The 18,181-nt window shown below is 63.3% G+C and carries 19 protein-coding genes; 10 read left to right on the top strand and 9 right to left on the bottom strand.

What is annotated here, in order from left to right; translation table 11 throughout:
• Positions 1-62: 62 nt before the first annotated feature.
• Both greA and FJ940_RS15885 read right to left on the bottom strand, forming a co-directional pair.
• Positions 63-536 (bottom strand): transcription elongation factor GreA, encoded by a 474-nt coding sequence (gene greA, locus FJ940_RS15890; RefSeq protein ID WP_008877613.1) that lies wholly within the window; start codon positions 534-536, stop codon positions 63-65.
• 267 nt (positions 537-803) lie between these two features.
• Positions 804-1,337 (bottom strand): tetratricopeptide repeat protein, encoded by a 534-nt coding sequence (locus FJ940_RS15885; protein ID WP_140495965.1) that lies wholly within the window; start codon positions 1,335-1,337, stop codon positions 804-806.
• A gap of 150 nt (positions 1,338-1,487) precedes the next feature.
• Between FJ940_RS15885 and FJ940_RS15880 the strand changes: the two genes are divergently transcribed.
• The 4 genes from FJ940_RS15880 to FJ940_RS15865 all read left to right on the top strand — a co-directional run bounded on the left by FJ940_RS15880 (position 1,488) and on the right by FJ940_RS15865 (position 4,787).
• Positions 1,488-1,913, top strand: a complete 426-nt coding sequence (locus FJ940_RS15880; RefSeq protein WP_140524880.1) for a DUF3775 domain-containing protein — start codon at positions 1,488-1,490, stop codon at positions 1,911-1,913.
• Between the two features lie 199 nt (positions 1,914-2,112).
• On the top strand, positions 2,113-3,093 hold the full coding sequence (locus FJ940_RS15875; protein WP_224646967.1) for an extensin family protein: 981 nt from the start codon (positions 2,113-2,115) through the stop codon (positions 3,091-3,093).
• A 109-nt stretch (positions 3,094-3,202) separates the two neighbouring features.
• Positions 3,203-4,018 (top strand): extensin family protein, encoded by an 816-nt coding sequence (locus tag FJ940_RS15870; protein ID WP_140567011.1) that lies wholly within the window; start codon positions 3,203-3,205, stop codon positions 4,016-4,018.
• 61 nt (positions 4,019-4,079) lie between these two features.
• On the top strand, positions 4,080-4,787 hold the full coding sequence (locus tag FJ940_RS15865; RefSeq protein ID WP_140567014.1) for an LssY C-terminal domain-containing protein: 708 nt from the start codon (positions 4,080-4,082) through the stop codon (positions 4,785-4,787).
• A 9-nt stretch (positions 4,788-4,796) separates the two neighbouring features.
• Here FJ940_RS15865 and FJ940_RS15860 read toward each other — a convergent pair whose 3' ends face one another.
• Positions 4,797-5,819 carry an NAD(P)-dependent alcohol dehydrogenase gene (locus tag FJ940_RS15860; RefSeq protein ID WP_140657103.1) on the bottom strand — a complete coding sequence of 341 codons (1,023 nt, stop codon included), beginning with the start codon at positions 5,817-5,819 and terminating at the stop codon, positions 4,797-4,799.
• Between the two features lie 124 nt (positions 5,820-5,943).
• Here FJ940_RS15860 and FJ940_RS15855 point away from each other — a divergent pair, with 124 nt between their 5' ends.
• Both FJ940_RS15855 and FJ940_RS15850 read left to right on the top strand, forming a co-directional pair.
• A complete protein-coding gene (locus tag FJ940_RS15855) occupies positions 5,944-6,858 on the top strand; it encodes a LysR family transcriptional regulator (RefSeq protein ID WP_140556038.1) in 915 nt (304 codons plus the stop codon).
• 81 nt (positions 6,859-6,939) lie between these two features.
• On the top strand, positions 6,940-8,250 hold the full coding sequence (locus FJ940_RS15850) for a hemolysin family protein (RefSeq protein WP_140516828.1): 1,311 nt from the start codon (positions 6,940-6,942) through the stop codon (positions 8,248-8,250).
• A gap of 64 nt (positions 8,251-8,314) precedes the next feature.
• Here the strand turns inward: FJ940_RS15850 and FJ940_RS15845 are convergent, their stop codons facing one another.
• The 4 genes from FJ940_RS15845 to FJ940_RS15830 form a co-directional block, all read right to left on the bottom strand.
• Positions 8,315-9,634 (bottom strand): HlyD family type I secretion periplasmic adaptor subunit, encoded by a 1,320-nt coding sequence (locus tag FJ940_RS15845; RefSeq protein ID WP_246671077.1) that lies wholly within the window; start codon positions 9,632-9,634, stop codon positions 8,315-8,317.
• Positions 9,635-11,380: a type I secretion system permease/ATPase gene (locus FJ940_RS15840; RefSeq protein ID WP_140657101.1), complete on the bottom strand. Its 1,746-nt coding sequence runs from the start codon at positions 11,378-11,380 to the stop codon at positions 9,635-9,637.
• A 42-nt stretch (positions 11,381-11,422) separates the two neighbouring features.
• Positions 11,423-12,847, bottom strand: coding sequence for a family 16 glycosylhydrolase (locus tag FJ940_RS15835; RefSeq protein ID WP_140560635.1), 1,425 nt, complete (start codon positions 12,845-12,847; stop codon positions 11,423-11,425).
• Between the two features lie 407 nt (positions 12,848-13,254).
• Positions 13,255-14,133, bottom strand: coding sequence for a DMT family transporter (locus tag FJ940_RS15830; protein ID WP_140516990.1), 879 nt, complete (start codon positions 14,131-14,133; stop codon positions 13,255-13,257).
• A 295-nt stretch (positions 14,134-14,428) separates the two neighbouring features.
• On the opposite strand from FJ940_RS15830, the gene FJ940_RS15825 reads away from it, so the two are divergent.
• Both FJ940_RS15825 and FJ940_RS15820 read left to right on the top strand, forming a co-directional pair.
• A complete protein-coding gene (locus FJ940_RS15825) occupies positions 14,429-14,821 on the top strand; it encodes a gamma-glutamylcyclotransferase family protein (protein ID WP_246671078.1) in 393 nt (130 codons plus the stop codon).
• A 155-nt stretch (positions 14,822-14,976) separates the two neighbouring features.
• Positions 14,977-15,498: a hypothetical protein gene (locus tag FJ940_RS15820; protein WP_181167700.1), complete on the top strand. Its 522-nt coding sequence runs from the start codon at positions 14,977-14,979 to the stop codon at positions 15,496-15,498.
• Between the two features lie 61 nt (positions 15,499-15,559).
• Here the strand turns inward: FJ940_RS15820 and FJ940_RS15815 are convergent, their stop codons facing one another.
• Entirely contained in the window at positions 15,560-16,537 is a 978-nt protein-coding gene (locus FJ940_RS15815) for a zinc-binding dehydrogenase (protein ID WP_140657099.1), read from the bottom strand.
• Between the two features lie 97 nt (positions 16,538-16,634).
• On the opposite strand from FJ940_RS15815, the gene FJ940_RS15810 reads away from it, so the two are divergent.
• Positions 16,635-17,036 carry a helix-turn-helix domain-containing protein gene (locus FJ940_RS15810; protein WP_140560633.1) on the top strand — a complete coding sequence of 134 codons (402 nt, stop codon included), beginning with the start codon at positions 16,635-16,637 and terminating at the stop codon, positions 17,034-17,036.
• 53 nt (positions 17,037-17,089) lie between these two features.
• On the opposite strand, the gene FJ940_RS15805 is transcribed toward FJ940_RS15810, so the two are convergent.
• A complete protein-coding gene (locus FJ940_RS15805; protein ID WP_140495977.1) occupies positions 17,090-17,695 on the bottom strand; it encodes an NADPH-dependent FMN reductase in 606 nt (201 codons plus the stop codon).
• A gap of 104 nt (positions 17,696-17,799) precedes the next feature.
• Between FJ940_RS15805 and FJ940_RS15800 the strand changes: the two genes are divergently transcribed.
• Positions 17,800-18,168, top strand: a complete 369-nt coding sequence (locus FJ940_RS15800) for a helix-turn-helix domain-containing protein (RefSeq protein WP_181165214.1) — start codon at positions 17,800-17,802, stop codon at positions 18,166-18,168.
• The last annotated feature ends 13 nt before the right edge of the window (positions 18,169-18,181 follow it).

The raw sequence follows: 18,181 nt of genomic DNA, 5'->3' as shown, positions 1-18,181 counted from the left end.
GGCGGATGAGGGGCGGCGCCAACCTTGGCTAAAAACGCGCAGATCAGCGCCCCTCGAACCCCTTAGATAAACTGCACCTGGACGATCTCGTATCCCCTTGCACCACCCGGCGCGTTGACCTCGATGGCGTCGCCGACTTCCTTGCCGATGAGCGCCCGCGCGATCGGCGAGGAGATCGAGATGCGGCCGGACTTCACGTCCGCCTCCTGATCGCCGACGATCTGGTAGGTCTTCTTCTCCTCGGTGTCCTCGTCGACCAGCACCACGGTGGCGCCGAACTTGACCTTGTCGCCGCTGAGCTTGGTGACATCGATGACTTCGGCCCGGGCGATGAGATCCTCGAGCTCGTTGACACGGCCCTCATTGAGGCTCTGCGCCTCTTTGGCGGCATGGTATTCGGCATTTTCGGATAGGTCGCCGTGCGAGCGCGCTTCGGAGATCGCCTCGATGATGCGCGGCCGCTCCTCCTGCTGGCGCCAGCGCAGTTCTTCCTTCAATGACGCGAACCCCTCGCCTGTCATCGGGACCTTGTTCATGATACCTGACCTTTCCTGCCGCCACCCCCGCATTTCGGGGAAAGCCTTATCGATGGTGCAAAAAGAAAACGGTCCGGCAGCCTCGGGCTAACGGAACCGTTCACCGCAATTTCCCTGAATATAGCAATCTTTGCGGGCTTTTCACGCCCAAAAATCGGTTTCTGAAGAAATCATCACCGTTTTCGCGCGCGCCGTCGCAGGAGCCGGCATGGCAACAAAAAACCGGCCGTGATTGCTCGCGGCCGGTTCGAAAAGGCATTGAGGGGGTCAGCTCCTCATGAAATGGTCGATCTGTTCGGCCAGCATGCCGTATTCGCGTGAACCCTTGCCGGTTCGCTTTTCGATCTCCATCAGCTGTTGCTGGGCGCCGGCCAGGTCGCCGATCTGGAGATGGGCTTCGCCGAGATATTCGCGCACCAGCGTGTAGTTGGGATCGATGCGCAGCGCTTCCTCGTAATAGCCGAGGCCAACGGCGACGCGGCCGGAATGGCGGTGCGAATAGCCGAGATAGTTGAGGATGCGCGGGTCCTGCTTGTTGGCGGCGAGGCTGAGCACGGCGATCGCCTCGTCATAGCGGCCGGCCATCGCCAGGTCATGCCCGGCATCATAGATGCTGTCGTCGTCCAGCATGCCTTCCTGGGGTGCGACGCACTTGTTCTTCTTCTTGTCCCAGACCATGCCTTTCTTGCATTTGGTGGTCGTACTGGTGTCGTCACCGCTGCCTGCGGCAAACACCGGAACGGCAAGGAACTGCAGAGCGAGAAGCGCGCTCGCCGCCTGGATCAGCACTCTTTTATGCATCGGAGCCTCCTGGAGGGGTGAGAATGCAACACTAACGCAGCGTGTCGGCGGTTTCATCCCGGAAAAAAGCAAGGGGCTAACATGAGGTGACGGATGCTCGAAATCCGCTATCATCGGCGGCGATGAAAGCTGAGCCAGCGGAGACCGCCAGTGCAGCGACGGCTTGAAAAGAACTGGGATTTGACGATCGGGCCCGACACCGTGCGGCTGTTCATCCTCAAATGCAAGGCGTTGAGCGCCGCGATCAATGAAGACTATGCCGACGGCGCCGAACACGAAATCGAGTTCGATGGAAACACCCGTGACAATCATCATCATGACGGACTCGCCGAGGAAAGCTCGGAAAACCTGACCGAAGAGGAACTGCGCGAGCTGATCAACGACCTCAATGTCGACGAGGCGGCCGAGCTCGTCGCGCTCGCTTGGGTCGGCCGTGGCGACTACGATGCTTCGGAATGGGCCGACGCCGTCGCCGCCGCGCGCGAGCGCGCCAACAAGCACACGGCCAAATACCTGCTCGGCTTGCCGTTGCTCGCCGATTGGCTGGAGGAAGGGCTGGAAGCGATCGGTGCGTAACGCGCCGGTAATCGATTGTGATCGGGCCTAAGCGCCTTCCAGGCAACTTCGAGCATCCCGGCACCGTTTCGAGGCGATGGCAACACTGAGCTTTTCCCGAAAATACAGGATTGCATTGGTCATGGTCGTGACAGCACTGCTGGTGACGCCGGCCGATGCCAGGCATCGTCACAGGCATCACGAGCCGCTTTCACCACGGGTGGAACAGCCACTGACGCCGCGGGTTGACCGGCCGCTGAAGCCGCGCGGCGAAAGGCATCGCAAGCCGAAGCCGGCACGGCAGAGGACGCAAAATCCGAAGCCGGTACGTGCGGATGTCCCAGTGCCTGAACCGCGCCCCGCTGACGCGCCAGAGGCGACAGAACCGAACACGCAAAATCCAGCCGCAACATCCGACCGGTTTCAGGAGGAAGGATCCCCTCGGAAGCAACAAGCCCGGCCCGAGCCGCCAGCCGATGCGAAAGGCGAACCGGAGCCGCCAGCCGTGGCGCCGACGCCGACACAAAGGCCTGAGACTGCGGAACCGGAGGTTGAGCCGCCGGCCCTCGCCCCGCCACCGCCGCCAAAGCCGGCGGACGCGGACAAAAAGGAGATGCTTCCCGATCCGCGTTCGGCTGACCTGCCAGACGCGAAAATGCCTGCCGAGGAAGTCGCCTGCCGCGAGCGGCTGAGGGGTCTCGGTGTCGAATTCGAGGAGCACAAGGCTGAAAGCGATCGCGATATCGGCTGTTCGATCCCCTATCCCCTGGTGCTGAAGAGCCTTGGCAAGTCGATCGCCATTGCCCCGGGCGCCGAGCTCAATTGCGCAATGGCCGAGGCGGCGGCACGCTTTGCCGGCAACGTCATCCAGCCGGCGGCGAAAGCCGAATTCGGCACCGACCTGAAATCGATCGGCCAGGCATCGGCCTTTGTGTGCCGGCCACGCAACGGCACGCGCAAACTGTCCGAACATGCCTTCGGCAATGCGCTCGATATTGCCAGCTTCACACTTGCGGACGGCAGGACGATCGAGGTCGGCCCGGCGCCACCGGACAAGGACGCCAAATTCCTCGACGCGGTGCGCAAGGCCGCCTGCGGGCCGTTCAAGACCGTGCTGGGCCCGGGCAGCGATGCCGATCATTCGCTGCATTTGCACCTCGACCTCGAGCCGCGCCGCCACGGCGGTACCTTCTGCCAGTAGGGCCGGCTCAGAAGCGATGCCGCAATTCGGCCGCAGGCATGAACGCCGGCGCTGATTTTTCCTTTACCGTTGATCGTTAAAATCCCGCCTATCGGGAAAGGGACTGCCGATGGACGGGATATTTCGTGCCGCGCTGGCGCTTGCGCGGCAATCGAAACGCGCGCGCGCCGCGGCCGGCGGGCTGGCCGCCCTGCTTGCGCTGGCCGCGGTGTCGGCCTGCAACACCGGCAACGTGCTGGCACTGGAGCCAGCCGTCGATGTCGGCGCGCAGACCGCGGCCGTGCCGCAATATTCAGGCATGCAGCGGCTGGTTCCTTCCAATCCCTACATGACGCAGGCCGCCTATCCACGCATGGACGAGCCGATGTCGCCGGTCGAGCAGATGCCGGCCAGCGAGACCGACTGCCGTCAGCAGCTGAGGCGCCTCGGCGTCACCTTCACCGACCTGGCGCCGATCCATGAAGGCCAGTGCGGCATTGACTATCCGGTCAAGGTCACTGCCATCGGCAGCGTCGAGATGAAGCCCGCAGCGACGCTGACCTGCGACATGGCCGCCAGCTTCGCCGCGTGGACGAAGAACGAGCTCGTTCCTTCCGCCCGCTGGCGCTACTTTTCCGGCGTCAGGACCATCCACCAGGGTTCCAGCTATTCCTGCCGCAATATCGCCGGCGAAGGCGTGCTGTCGGAACACGGCAAGGGCAACGCGCTCGACGTGATGAGCATCGAACTCAACAATGGCGACGACATCGACGTGCGCAAGCCCGGCCTGTTCGCCTTCCGCACCCGCGGCTTCCTCAACAATGTGCGCGCCGACGGCTGCCAGTATTTCACCACCGTGCTCGGCCCCGGCTACAACTACGACCACCGCAACCATTTCCACTTCGACATCAAGAACCGCAAGAGCGGCTATCGCGCCTGCCGCTGATCCCTTTGCCTGGCGGCGGCTTCGCCGCGTACAGTGACGTCGTAGAACTCGAGCGGCATCGATGAGCCAACGAAGCTTCCGACGACGCGCTGCGACCTGGCTGGTGTTGCTCATGGCGACCTATCTGGGGCTCGCCTATGTCGCCGCGCCGGAATTCTGGACGTTTCGCGATCGCGGCTTTCGCAGCCAAAGCTTCGAGATGGTGACGCACACCCCGCAAGGCATTCCGGGCGACCCGATCAATGTCGGCCTGATCGGCACGCAAAAGGAGGTTGTCCATGCCTTCGCCGTCGCTGGCTGGGACACGGCCGACGCCGTGACGCTGAGAACCGCGATCGATATTGGCGAAAGCGTCTTGTTTTCGCGCCCCTATCCGGACGCGCCGGTGAGCCGGCTGCTGTTCGAAGGCCGCGCTCAGGATCTTGCCTTCGAGAAGCCGGTAGGTGGCAGCGCCGACCGCCGTCACCATGTGCGCTTCTGGCAGACTGATGCCACCGGCGACGACGGCCGTCCGCTATGGCTGGGCTCGGCCAGTTTCGACCGTGGCGTGGGCCTGAGCCACGACACCGGCGCCATCACCCATCATATCGGCCCCGACATCGACGCCGAACGCGACTTTCTTATCCAGGATTTGACCGCCGCCGGAATGCTGATCTCAACCAGCGACCTGGAAGGCATCGGCGCCACCACGCACGGGCGCAATGGCGGCGGCGACCCCTATTTCACCGACGGCAAGGCCGTGCTCGGCGTGCTGAAGCAACTGCCGTGATGCCTGAAGTCAGCTCGTGGCGACCACGACCTTGCCGAACGGTCCCTTCTCCAGATGCTGGAAGGCCTGCTCCACCTCCTCGAAGCCGAAGACCTTGTCGACCACCGGCCGGATGCCGAGCACCTCGATCGCCTGGTTCATCCGCTCGAAGGCGCGGCGATGACCGATCGATATCCCTTGCACGACGATGCGATTGCGCAGGAACGGCACGACCGGAAAGCTGAGTTCCATCGAGCCCAGCAGGCCGATGACCGACAGGCGGCCGTCGGCGGCCAGGGCATCGAGCGATCGCCGCGCATTGTCGCCGCCGACCATCTCCAGGATATGGTTGACGCCGGTTCCACCCGTCAGGTCACGCGCGGCTTCGTCCCATGCCGGCTGGGTGCGGTAGTTGATCACTTGCCAGGCGCCGAGTTTCCTGGCCCGTTCGAGCTTGTCGTCGCTGCTCGAGGTGACGATGGCGCGCAGGCCGAAAGCAGCCGCGAATTGCAGTGCAAACAGCGACACGCCGCCGGTGCCCTGGATGAGAACGGTCTGGCCGGGCACCGGCTTCGTCGCCTCCGCCAACGCAAACCACGCCGTCAGCGCCGCGATCGGCAGCGTCGAGGCCTCGGCGTCGCTGAGCGAAGGCGGCGCCAGCACGACGGCATCCTCGTGAAGCAGCACGTAGTCGGACAAGGTGCCGGGCAGTGACAATCCCAGCGTGTGCTGGTGAAGCACCGGCGGCGCATCGCCGTCAGGCCAGTCGGCGATCACTTGGCCCAGCACGCGTTGCCCGGCCTGGAAGCGGCTGACGCCGCCGCCGACCGCCACGACCTCGCCCACCGCATCCGATGTCGGCACGAAGGGAAAGACGAGGTCCGGGATCAGCACCCCGTCTAGGATCATTCGATCCTTGTAATTCAGCGATATGGCCTTGATCCGCACCAGCAGCTCATTAGGCCCGGGTGCGGGTATCTTTCCCTGCGCCGCTTGCAGCTTGGACAGGCCAAAACCGGTCATTTGCCAGGATCTGTTGATGTCTCTGTTCATCTCGTCTGCTCCGGATTGAGTTGCTGGCGAGATCTTTACGTCATTCCACTATGGAAAAAAGTGCTTCTATGTGGCATAATTGGAAACGAATTGAAGATCATTATTCTACAATAGGGGCACAGCCATGGAATCCGCCGATCTGCAGGGCATTGTCGCCTTCGTTCAAACGATCGAAGCCGGCAGCTTCACCAGTGCGGGAGAACGGCTGCGCGTGACGAAATCGGCGGTCGGCAAATCGATCGCACAGCTGGAGCATCGGCTTGGCGTGCGTCTGCTCAATCGCACCACCCGCAGCCTGAGCCCGACAAGCGAAGGCCTCAGCTATTACGAAGCCTGCGTCAGGGCGCTGTCCGAAATCGAAGCCGCCCAGTCGCTGCTTGCCTCGCACCGGCAAGTGCCCTCGGGCCGGCTTCGGGTCGATTTGCCGTCGGCCTTCGGCCAGCGCTGCGTTGCCCCAGTTTTGTTCGACATTTCCAAGCGCTTCCCCGATCTGGCGATGGAGATCTCCTTCAACGACCGTCGCGTCGATCTCATCGAAGAAGGCATCGACCTGGCAGTTCGCATGGGCGAGCTCGACGACAGCCTGTCGCTCGCGGCGCGGCGGCTCTATGTCCAACGCTCGTGCGTATTGGCCGCCCCCGCCTACCTCGAGGAGCACGGCAGGCCGCGAACGATCGAGGAGCTCGCCGCTCATAAGCTGATCGGCTACACCCGTAACGGCGTCGCCCATCCCTGGACCATAAGGCACGCCGACGGCCAAATCGGAAAGTTCACACCGCGGGCAAGGCTGGTCCTCGACAATGGCGAGCCGATGCTCGACGCCGCCCTTGCCGGCTGCGGCATCACCTTCCTGCCGACATGGTTGGCGGCGGACAGCCTCAGGAGCGGTGCGCTCGAAATGGTGCTGTCGGACCGCCTCGTCGAAAACATTGCCGTCCACGCCGTTTGGCCGGTGACGCGAGCAGTGACGCCGAAGGTCCGCGTCGTAGTCGATGCGCTGGTCGAGCATTTTTCGGCGCCGCCCTGGGATGCCGCCTGACGGGGCCGCATGCGCTGTCATCTTCCTGAAAACGGCTGCTGACTATTTTCCAATCCAGCACGGCAATGCTATTGACCCCTGATGCTATATGTTGAAATCGCCACCGTGGTCGTCCTCATCTGCGTGAACGGCCTTCTGGCAATGTCCGAGCTTGCCATCGTCTCGTCGCGGCCGGCCCGCCTCAAGGCAATGATCGATCGCGAGGTTAAGGGCGCCGGCCGGGCGCTTGCGCTTGGCTCCAACCCCGGCAAGTTCCTGTCCTCGGTACAGATCGGCATCACCCTGGTCGGCGTGCTGTCCGGCGCCTTTTCCGGCGCCACGCTCGGCGAAAGGCTGGCGCAGTTCCTGGCCTCGAACGGCATCCGCGAAAACATCGCCGATCCGCTCGGCGTCGGCATCGTCGTGGCCATCATCACCTATGCCTCGCTGATCATCGGTGAGCTCGTGCCCAAGCAGATCGCGCTGCGCGACCCCGAGCGGGTCGCCGTGCGCGCCGCCCCGGCCATGACCGTCCTCGCCACCGTCTCGGCGCCGCTGGTCTTCCTGCTCGATATTTCGGGCCGCGCCGTGCTTTGGCTGCTCGGCCAGCGCGGCGAGAGCGAGGAGAAGGTTACCGACGAGGAGATCAAGATGCTGGTCGCCGAGGCCGAGCATCACGGCACCATCGAATCCGACGAGCGCCGCATGATCGCCGGCGTCATGCGGCTTGGCGACCGCGCCGTGCGCGCCGTCATGACGCCGCGCACCGAGGTCGACTGGATCAACCTCCAGTCCGACGATGCGACCATCCGCAAGCTCCTGATGGACACGCAGCATTCGCGCCTGCCCGCCGGCGACGGCGGCGTCGACGCCATGATCGGCGTCGTCCAGACGCGCGACGTGCTCGCGGCATTGCTGGGCGGCCGCGCGCTCGACCCGCGTCGGCACGTGCGCACCGCGCCCATCGTGCACGATCAGGCCGACGCGCTCGACGTGCTGCAGACGCTGAAGGAATCCGACGTGCCGATGGCGCTGGTGCATGACGAATACGGCCATTTCGAAGGCATCGTCACACCCGCCGACATTCTGGAGGCCATCACCGGCGTCTTCCGTTCGGACCTCGAAGCCGGCGAGGAAGAGAATGCCGTCAAGCGTGACGACGGCTCATGGCTGCTTGCCGGCTATATGCAGGCCGACGAGATGGCCGAGGTGCTGGGCATCGACTTGCCGGAAAACCGCGACTACGAGACCGTCGCCGGCTATGTGCTGTCGCACATGCACCATCTGCCGGCGACCGGCGAATGCGTCGACGCGCAAGGCTGGCGCTTCGAGGTGGTCGATCTCGACGGCCGCCGCATCGACAAGCTGATCGCCACGCGCCTGCCCAGCGGCCACCGCGAAGTGGTGCGCTGACTGTTCCAACGTTGCCTCGGGCCAAGAGCCATGGGCGTCGGCCGATCGATCTACCGGTCCGCGCCTACTGCTCCGTGAAGGCGCGGGCGAACGAATCGAGCATCGGCCGCGCGAGATATTCCAGGAAAGTCCGGTCGCCGGTGCTGATGAACGCCTCGACCGGCGTCCCGGGATAGAGCTGCTCGGGCTTCACGCGGGATGGCAGGGCGTCGATCTTCAGCTTCGCCCGGAAATAGGGTTCACGCGTAGCCTCGTCGATCAGCCGATCCGCGGAAACCTGTGTCACGGTGGCTGGAACCTCGGGCGTGAGCCGCGCGTTCAAGGCGGACAATCGCAGTTTCGCCGGCTGGCCGACGCGTACCTGATCGATGTCCTTCGGCCGCAGCTTCGTGTCCACGACCAACCCCGATGCCGTCGGCAGGATTTCCATGATCTTTTCGCCCGGGGCAATTACGCTGCCCTTGGAATTGTAGGTCGACGACACCACGATGCCCGCTGCCGGCGCCTTGATTGTCGTGCGCCGCAGCACCGCCGCGGCCGCCCTGATCTGTTCCTCGACGTCGGCCAGGTTGGAGCGAACCTCGTCCAGCTTCGTCAGCGCCTCCTCCACCCGTTGCGTGGTCAAGCGCTCGGTCTGCTCCTGCGCCTCGACGATCTGGGTGCTGGCCGATGCAAGACTGGCCTCCAGCGCTCCCGCCTGGCCGACGAGGTCGGCTTCGCTGCGCAGAAGCTGGGAGTATTCGGTGCGGTTGGTCAGGCCTTTGTCCAAAAGGCTGGTCTTGATGCCGAGCTCCTTCTTCACCACCTCGACCTGCTGCTGGATGGCTTGTTTCTGGGCGTCCAATCCCACGACGGACTGCCGATGCATGACGACCCGCTGCTGGAGGATCGATCGTTCCGACCGGAACCGGGCGAGCCTGGCGTCGAACTCCTTCTGCTGTTCGCGAACCAGCATTTCGAAATCGTGCTGAAGCGGCGCCGGCGCCGCTGTTGTGATCGGCGCCAGCCTGTCCAGCCCGTCCCGCTCCGCCTCTAGCCGCGCCGCACTTGCCCTGAGCGCGATCGACTGCCTCGTCAGCCGGTTGAGCTCGGCCTGCGCGGCGGTTGGATCCAGCACGATCAGATCCTGCGCCTGCCGCACGCGATCGCCTTCGTGGACCAGCAACTCTTGGACGATGCCGCCCTCGGGGTGCTGGATGAGGATGTTCCCGCCCATCGCCGAGATCGTGCCTTGCGTGATCACCGCACCGGACAAGGGGGCATAGGCCGCCCAATAACCGAAGCAACCTGCAAATATCGCTATCGCCGCATAGCCGGCCAATGCCACGCGCCCTGTGTCGGTGCGCGGGCTGCGTTCCCCGGCGAGGCTGTGCACTGCCATCATCTACGATCCAAAGCGGGTTTTTTGCGGGGCACTGCGGATCGTCGTGGCGAACGACCCCGTCACCACCGTATTCTGCTGGGGAGAATTGCCGGCGAGCGGCTGTCGCAGCAAATCGCCGCTCGGGCCGAAGGCTTCGATCACGCCGTCGCGCAGCAGCATCACGCGGTCGCAGGCCGCTGCGATCGAAGGGCGGTGCGTGATCACGATCAAGGTAGTCCCTGCCGCGCGCGCAGCCGAGAGCACCGCTTCGAGCGCCGCCTCGCCGGCGCCGTCGAGATGAGCGTTGGGCTCGTCCAGGACGAGAATTCTGGGGTTGCCGTACAGGGCGCGCGCCAGCCCGATCCTTTGGCGCTCGCCGCCCGACAGCGCCCTGTCAGAGAGACCGATCATCGTCTGGTAGCCGTCGCGCTGCGTCAAAATCAGTTCATGGGCCTGGGCACGCTTTGCCGCCTCGACGATCGAGGCGTCATCCGCGTCGGGGTCGAAGCGGCCGACGTTCTCCGCGATCGATCCCGGGAACAGTTCCACCTCCTGCGCGAGATAGCCGATATGCCTTCCAAGCTGCTTTTCGTCCCAGGTCCTGAGATCGGCACCGTCGATCCTGACCGAGCCGCTGACCGGTTGGAGCGCACCGACAAGCAATCTGGCGAGCGTCGATTTGCCGGCTCCGCTCGGGCCGACGATCGCCACCGCCTCGCAGGCCCCGATGTGGAAATTCAGCCTCTTGACGATGGGCGGACCGCCGGGCGTATTCGGCGCGACGTAGATCAGATCCTGCGCCGAAATCGCGCCTGACGGATCAGGCAAGGCCAGTTTTTGCACCGCGGACGGACGTGCCGAAAGGGTTGCCTCCAGCCGTTTCCACGATCGTCTGGCGTCGACGATCTGCCGCCACGAGCCGATCAGTTGGTCGAGCGGCTGCAGCGCGCGCGACGATACCAGGGAAGACGCGAATATCATCCCGGCCGTCATCTTGCCTTGCAGGACCAGCCACGCACCCACGCCCAGTATCGCCAGCTGCAGCATCATCCGCACCGCCCGCGACGTTCCGCTGAAGATCGCATTAGCCGTCGACGCGCGGTCGTGAACGATCAGCGCTTCGGCGACGTGCTTTCCCCACGCCCGCGCGGCGTTCTGGACCATGCCCATGGCGCGCAGCGTCTCGGCGTCGCGGGCAAAGGCCTGCTCCGACTGGCTGGCGACCGCCGAACGTCGTGAAAACAAGGCGTCGTTCCTGCCGATGGCAAGCTGGGTTGCCATGACCAGTGCAAGCAGCATCGCCACGCCAGCCAAGGTGAGCCAGAACAGGACGGGATGGATCAGGTAGAGCAGTCCGAGGAAGAACGGAGCAAACGGCAGGTCGAACAGGACCGCCACGCCGCGCGACCTGATGAAGGCGCATACCGAGGCGAGATCGCGCAATGGCGACAGGCCTGCGGAGGCATGGTTGGCCGCGAGCGAAGCGGCGAACGTCTCCGTCCCGAGCTTGCTGTCGATGCTGGCCGCGACGCGCTGCGTGTAAATGGAGCGCACCGCGTCCAGAAAGCCCAGAAAGACCAGCGCGAGAACCGCGATGACCGACAGGTAGACAAGCGTCTCGACGTTGGAGGAAGGCAGGACCCGATCATAAACCTGCAACAGATAGAGCGGGATCACCAGCAGCAGGACGTTGATCAGCAACGAGAAAACGCCGACATCGGCGATGGCGCGCCACAACACCGCCCGCAGACCTGACTGTCCCATCATTCCCGCGCTCCCTTGGCGGTTCATGTCCCGAGACATCGGCGCTCAGACCGAGTGGTCGCCCGCGACGTCCAGGGGGTGGTGCTGCAGGTCATCCAGCGTATAGGCGCGGATATAGTCGATCTTCATCTCCGCCGGCGTGGCGAGATGGTCGGGAGGCGCGCCGGCAAAACCGCCGACGGCTAGATCGGCCAGCATGTACATGGGCGTGTGCATGTCGGACGGCGTCGCGGCTTCGGCGACCTTTACGCCGTCATAGGTCCAGACGAGCGTATCCGGTGTCCACAGCAGGCCATAGGTATGGAAGCCGTCGGTGTCCGAAACATTCACCGAGGAAGAGACCTTGGTGTGCTGTCCCGTCTCGTTCGTGTGCGCCGTCATGATGAGCGTGTTCGGATCCTGCCCGCGCGCTTCCAGGACGTCCAGTTCCGGCGGCCACGAGCCGTCTTCCGGCAGCAGCCAGAAGGCCGGCCAGGCTCCGGCCGTTTCGGGCAGGTCCGCCCGCATTTCGAAATAGCCGTAGGTCTGCGAGAAGCTTTCGTGGGTCGTCAGGATGCCCGAGGTGTATTCGTAATTGTTGATCAGTGGCTTGATGTCTTCGGGCGCTTGCGCCGCAGTGATGGTGAGCACCCCGTTTTCCACGCTGAACGGGTGGACTGAGCTGGTCGGGCCGTAATTGGCGTCGATGTACCATTGCAGCTCCCCATTGCTGCTCAACGTGCTTCCGTTCGGCGCTCCCCACCAGAAGTTGGAATTCCAGGTGCCATCATGGCCGTTCCAAAGGCTGAGCGTGTTGAAGTCGTCGGAAAAGGACAGCGTCATTCCGGACTTGTCGATCGGCAGTTCGAACTGGCTGGGCGCCAGCTTGTCCACCGTCGTGTTGTTGAAGACCAGCACCTCGTCGGATCCGAGGTTCAGCAGAAGGTTCGATCCTGCCTGGGTCATATGTGCCTTGACGTCGTCGAAAGACATGAAGTCGTAGCCATTGAGGCGGACCGTGTCGTCCGCGCCGAAATCGGTGATCAGGTCGCTTCCATTGCCCTTGGTGATGATGAAAGTGTCGGCGCCGCTGCCGCCGATCAGCACGTCGTTGCCCTGACCGCCATCCAGCGTCTGATGGCCCGAGCCACCCTTGATGATGTTGTCCAACGCATTTCCGAACGCATAGCGATTGTTGCCGGTGACGACGAGATTCTCGAAATTGTCGGGGAGCTTGTAGCTCATCCATGTGTCGATCGTGTCGATGCCAGTCCCGGGATCCTCAACCACCTTGTTGTTGGTGGAATAGAGGTGATAGTAGTCGTCGCCCGCGCCGCCATAGATGGTGACGTTGACGCTGGCGTCCCCCCAGAAGGAGTCGTTGCCGGAGGTGCCGTGCAATTCCGGCCCGGATCCGGTCGCCGAGAACCAATGGGTGGACGTGCCCGTGTAGGGGAGAGGGATGCCTTTGGCGTTCACGACGGTGCTCATCAGGAAATCCTTTCCTCGCGCCTGTTCAGGTCATTCGAAACGGCAACCGCTTACGGAGCAACGTTGCCATGCACGATGTCGTTCCAGGAGCTTGCCACACAGTTCAGCATTACATCGACTGTTGGGTGACATTTTTCGAAACGAAAGCACTAGAGGCCAAGAAATGGTCTATAAATCGTAATGAAGTCAGTAAAACTTTTAATAAAATTTTCGCTTATACCGAGAAAACGGCGATATACTTGCTGCCACGCCTGGCGTAGGTCACAAAAAAGCGATTCCGGCTTTCTGGCGGGCCGTAACATTGCCGCTCTGGAGCGATGGGCGAATTCGAGGGCTGGCGCATCGAGCGAGGGAACAGGCCTCGGGCCGGCGGCGCAGTGCCTGCTATTTGTCGCAGGGGAACACCGTCAAACCGCGGCTTCGATCGGTTCGGAAAGCTTCGGGTTCGAGCGCGAGGCGATCAGGCAACTGGCCACGATGAGGCCCGCTCCCGCCAGCGTGGTCCAGGTCACCGCCTCGTCGAAGAAGAACCACCCAAGCGCAATCGCCCAGATGAAGGCGGAGTATTCGGTCGGGATCAGATATTGCGCTTCGGCGCGCGCGTAGGCCCAGCTCATCAGGAATTGGCCGGCGAGCGAAAGCGCCGTCACCCCGGCGAGAGGAAGCCAGAGCTCGCTTGGCAGCGCAATGGCAAGCCAGGGTGCCGCGAGACCGAGGATGACGGCAACGCAAAGGTTCTGGAACAGCATGATTTCGATCGGCTTGGCCAGCAGCGCCTGTTGCCGCGCGAGGATCAGATTGTAGGCGTAGAACACCGTCGATACCAGCACGGCGGCCGTGCCGAGCAGGGCATCCTCGGCATAGGTCGCATGCCCGAACTGTCCGGCTATTATGATTGCGACGCCGGCAATGCCGGCCAGCGATGCCCAGATCGCCTGTCGCTGTATCCGTTCGCCCAGCAACAGTGCGGCCAGCAGGAGCGCAAACAGCGGCGCCACGAAACTGAGGCCGATCGCCTCCGCCAGCGGCAGCCTGGCAAGCCCCCAGAAGAACGACAGCAAGACAATGCCGACAACAACGGCACGCAGCGCATGCAGCCTCAACACGGAAAGGGCGGGAAATGAACGCGACCCTGCCGACCAGCCGGCGCCCGCGACCACGGTTGCCAGCATGCTGCGCCATAGCACCGTGTTGTAGACGCCCACGGCAATGACCAGAACCTTCATCGCCGCATCCATCCCCGACAGAAGGAAGATGCCGAGCGCGCACACCAGCACCGGGATCATGGGGGAAACGACGCCTGCCAGGCTGGATGACTTCACGGGGCTTTGCTCATGTGATGGATCGCGGCCGGATATATCAGGGCAGAACGGCCGAGCCAGATGGCAGCTCCGCCCATATGGAGGGCCAACCCGTATCGGTCCGGCATCGCGCGAAAGCAACCTTCACAGCTCCACGCCTCAGCCCGGATACGATGCTGAATCCGCTGTCTTGCTCATTTCCGCTGCCCCGAACGCCGATGAAAACAGATGAACTCCCAAGCTTGGCCGGCGTTCCCCGCGCATGATGCGGAAACTCTTCGTGTTTGGTACCTTGAAGAAAGGCTTTCCCCTTCACGGCGAGGGTTTGTCCGAAGCCGCATTTCTGGGCGCCTACAGGACGCGAGAGCGCTTCCCGATGCTGATCGCTGGACCTCGCTTCGCTCCGATGATGTTCAATGAACCAGGCGTCGGCTTCCAGGTCGGCGGCGAACTCTACGTCGTGGACGATCGCGCCTTGGCAAACCTCGACAGGATCGAATCCGTTAGCAAGCCCGGAAATTTGCGCGTGCTGATCGAAGCAGAGCCTGTCGATGGCGGGCCGCCTGTCTCGGCATATGTCTACATGAAATGCCGGCATCTCGCCGCGCCGATCCACTCCCGATATCTCAAAGACTACAATGATCGGCGCTTCGCGCTTTCATGGGGTGGCTAGAACAACTCCAGGAAACGTGCATGGCGTTTCCCGCCTGGTTCGGCTTTTCTGCGACGCCAAGTGGTTTCACCTCGCCACTGATGCTCCGGCACGTTTTAGCGCCAAGGGATTTTGAGCTAAGGTGACGCATCACCGATGCGGCATAGAGCATTCTCATGACTGAACGTACCGGCGCCGGAGGCAGCAACACGGCAGTCGCAAGCGATCCTGCCGACGACGATCCTCGCCTGGCATTTATCTATCAGGAGGCGGTGCGAGGCCTCAATCATCAGCAGAATCTCGTCGAGAACATGAACACGCGCGCGGGCAGCCTCATCTTCGCCACCGCGTTTGTAAACTCGTTGCTTGGCGCAAGGGCGCTTTCCGACGGGCTCGGGCTCTGGGATTGGATCGCAGTGGCCCTGCTGTTCGGCATCGGCGGACTGATCGTCTTCCTGCTTTGGCCCTATCACAAATACACGTTCCGCTTCGATCCGGAAGAGCTGCTCCATCAATATGTCGATGGCGACAGGCCGCTGAAGATATCGGCCATGCAGCGCGCGCTTGCCCTTCGCATCAAGGCCGACATGGCCAGCAACTGGCGCATCATCCAGCGGCTTCGGGTAGCATTGCAGATCGCGCTGGTTCTTTTGTTGTTCGATATCCTCGCCTGGCTGTTCGCGATCGCGGGCGTTTGACACGCACGATTTTGGGCCGAAGGCTATTTCCATCCCCAGCGGATTGCCCGGCAGCCCGACACTAAGGCATCAGCACGACCTTGCCGATCGAGCGGTGCTCTTCGAGCAGGCGATGCGCCTCGCCGGCTTGGTCGAGCGGAAAGCGCCCGCCAGTCGTGACGACAATGTCGCCGCTGGCAGCCAGATCGAAAAGCTCCGAAAGGCTCGCTCTCAGCACCCCAGGGGACAACAGCGGGAGCAGCGCGAAGCCCTTCAACGACTGATTCCTGCCGATCATCGCCTCAAGCCGGGCAACGCCAAGCGCATAGCGGCCAAGTGCTGCAAACACGAGCTCGCCACCGGGCGCCAGGATATCGAGGAAGTCCCCGGTCATCGCTCCGCCGACGGTGTCATAGATCGTATCGAGACCACCCTGCGCGGCGTCTCTGGTTTCGGCCTCCCAGTCTCCGGAATGACGATCGATGGCGATGTCGGCACCGTGCGACATGGCGACGTCGAGCTTGGCCTTGCCGCCGGCGAGCCCAATGACCCGGCGCGCGCCTTGGCGCTTCGCCAACTGGACGAGCAGCGAACCGACCCCGCCCGCGGCGGCGGGAACCAAAACCGTCCTGTTCGCCGGCGGACTTTGCCGCAACAGATGAAAGGCGGTCAGCCCCTGCACCATCAACGCCGTCGCCTCCTCGAACGAAAGCGGATCCGGCAAGGGAACGGCCAAGCGTGCGTCGATCGTCACATGCTCGGCATAGCCGCCAAAAGAGCGTGTCGAGGCAAACAAGGGCGCGGCGATCCGGGTCCCGATCAGCGCACCGTCCACCCCTTGCCCGACGGCCTCGACGACGCCCGCCGCCTCGACGCCGGGAACCATCGGCAATTGCGGCGTCACCGCATAGCCATCCGCGCGCATCAGCACCTCGAAAAAGTTGATGCCGGCGGCATGAACGCGGATCAGCACCTCGCCGGCCTGCGGCTCCGGCGTCGGCAAGTCGACAATCTCCAGCACCTGGGGGCCGCCGAAACGGCTGAATTGTGCGGCTTTCATGGCAAACTCCGATCGCTATGGCATCGGCCGCGGTTTGCCACTATCTGCGAGACCTCGACTACACACTTATTTGTCCCCTGCTGACCAGGTGGTGACCATGGCCGGAATAACCAAGAGACTGCCGTTGCTGCCGGCGGAGCGTGCCCTGAAAGTGATCGCAGGGCGCTGGAAGGCGGTCATCCTCTACCATCTCTTCGACGGCCCAAGGCGGCTGACCGCACTCAAGGCGCTGATGCCGGGCATCACCCAGAAAGTGCTGATCCAGCAGCTCCGCGAAATGGAGGAGCACGGTCTCGTCAGCCGCGAAATCTTCGCCGAAGTGCCGTCGCGCGTCGAATATTCCGCCACGCCGCTCGGCCTCAGCCTCGAGCCCATCCTGCTGGCGCTGTGCCAGTGGGGCCAGCACCACGCCGACGAACTGAACGAAAAGCATCGCCTTGCTGACTGCGTCATCCGGCCACGGCCAGGGCGGGACGAGCAAGCAGCCTTCCGCAATTGAAAAGGGCGGCGCAAGCGCCGCCCCACATCCTTGGGAGGATGATTTCGAGGCGGTCAGGCCGCCTTGATTTCCTCGTCTATGGCGTCGGCCTGGCGCGCGGTCTTGAGCGCCTTGGCCCACCAGGCGACGTCGTTGACGAGCGCGGTCGCGGCCTGGTTCAGGTGCTCGATCTCCTCGAGCTTCTTCTCGCCCTGGCGCACCGCGAGGAAATCGCCCCAGGCGATATGGACGGCCGACTTGACCGGCGCCATCTGCAATTCGACCGCGTGGAGGCGCAGCTGCTCGACAGCGCGGGCACCGCCGACGCTGCCATAGCCGACGAAGCCGGCCGGCTTCTTGTTCCATTCATTGGCGGCGTAGTCGATGGCGTTCTTCAGCACGGCCGTCGGGCCGTGATTGTACTCGGCGGCGGTGAAGATGAAGCCGTCATATTCGGCGACCTTCTTCTGCCAGCGCTGCGCCACCTCGTTGGTCGATGGCACCCAGGCGGAGGATGCGACCTCGTCGAAGAAGGGCATCGGGAAATCGCGCAGGTCAACGACATCGACCTCGATATCGGCATGCGATTTGGCGATCTTGGCGATCCATTGGGTGGGCACGTCGGCGAAGCGCGCGGCGCGTGTCGAACCGACGATGATGGCGATCTTGGGTTTGGACATAGGGGCTCTCCTGGTAAGCAATTCCTGGGCAGGTAAGACTGGTATCGTTTGGATACCGGGGCTATATGAGTTCCTGTCAACTTCATGCGCAAGGAGGCACCTTTTTGTTACTGAGGAACCCGCACAACACCGAAGACTGCCGTGCCGTTTCGGAAATCCTGCAGCGCGTCGGCGACAAGTGGACCGTGCTCGTCGTCGGCAAGCTCGGCGACGGACCGCTGCGCTTCAATGAGCTGCGCGCGGCTGTCGGCGGCATCTCGCAGAAGATGCTGACCACCACCTTGCGAGGGCTGGAACGCGACGGTTTCGTCACCCGCACCGTGTTCCCGACCATTCCGCCGCGCGTCGACTACGAGCTGACCGAACTCGGCCATGAACTGCTGGTCCCCGTCAGCGCGCTCGGCGAATGGGCGCGCAGGAACACCACGCGCGTGCGGGCCGCGCGTGCGAAATTCGATGGCCTGCATGGCTGAAATTCTACAGTCG

The organism is Mesorhizobium sp. B2-3-7, assembly GCF_006442695.1.
Classification (GTDB): domain Bacteria; phylum Pseudomonadota; class Alphaproteobacteria; order Rhizobiales; family Rhizobiaceae; genus Mesorhizobium.
Note: the sequence above shows the minus strand (reverse complement) of the source record. Positions and strands in the feature narration are given on the sequence as shown.

Coding starts and splice junctions, on each gene's coding strand:
- FJ940_RS15845 (WP_246671077.1), bottom strand. CDS start 9,634: ATGATGGCAGTGCACAGCCTCGCCGGGGAACGCAGCCCGCGCACCGAC.
- FJ940_RS15860 (WP_140657103.1), bottom strand. CDS start 5,819: ATGAACAGAGACATCAACAGATCCTGGCAAATGACCGGTTTTGGCCTG.
- FJ940_RS15815 (WP_140657099.1), bottom strand. CDS start 16,537: ATGAAAGCCGCACAATTCAGCCGTTTCGGCGGCCCCCAGGTGCTGGAG.
- FJ940_RS15850 (WP_140516828.1), top strand. CDS start 6,940: ATGCTATATGTTGAAATCGCCACCGTGGTCGTCCTCATCTGCGTGAAC.
- FJ940_RS15820 (WP_181167700.1), top strand. CDS start 14,977: ATGACTGAACGTACCGGCGCCGGAGGCAGCAACACGGCAGTCGCAAGC.
- FJ940_RS15840 (WP_140657101.1), bottom strand. CDS start 11,380: ATGATGGGACAGTCAGGTCTGCGGGCGGTGTTGTGGCGCGCCATCGCC.
- FJ940_RS15865 (WP_140567014.1), top strand. CDS start 4,080: ATGAGCCAACGAAGCTTCCGACGACGCGCTGCGACCTGGCTGGTGTTG.
- FJ940_RS15810 (WP_140560633.1), top strand. CDS start 16,635: ATGGCCGGAATAACCAAGAGACTGCCGTTGCTGCCGGCGGAGCGTGCC.
- FJ940_RS15870 (WP_140567011.1), top strand. CDS start 3,203: ATGGACGGGATATTTCGTGCCGCGCTGGCGCTTGCGCGGCAATCGAAA.
- greA (WP_008877613.1), bottom strand. CDS start 536: ATGAACAAGGTCCCGATGACAGGCGAGGGGTTCGCGTCATTGAAGGAA.
- FJ940_RS15835 (WP_140560635.1), bottom strand. CDS start 12,847: ATGAGCACCGTCGTGAACGCCAAAGGCATCCCTCTCCCCTACACGGGC.
- FJ940_RS15885 (WP_140495965.1), bottom strand. CDS start 1,337: ATGCATAAAAGAGTGCTGATCCAGGCGGCGAGCGCGCTTCTCGCTCTG.
- FJ940_RS15830 (WP_140516990.1), bottom strand. CDS start 14,133: ATGATCCCGGTGCTGGTGTGCGCGCTCGGCATCTTCCTTCTGTCGGGG.
- FJ940_RS15805 (WP_140495977.1), bottom strand. CDS start 17,695: ATGTCCAAACCCAAGATCGCCATCATCGTCGGTTCGACACGCGCCGCG.
- FJ940_RS15855 (WP_140556038.1), top strand. CDS start 5,944: ATGGAATCCGCCGATCTGCAGGGCATTGTCGCCTTCGTTCAAACGATC.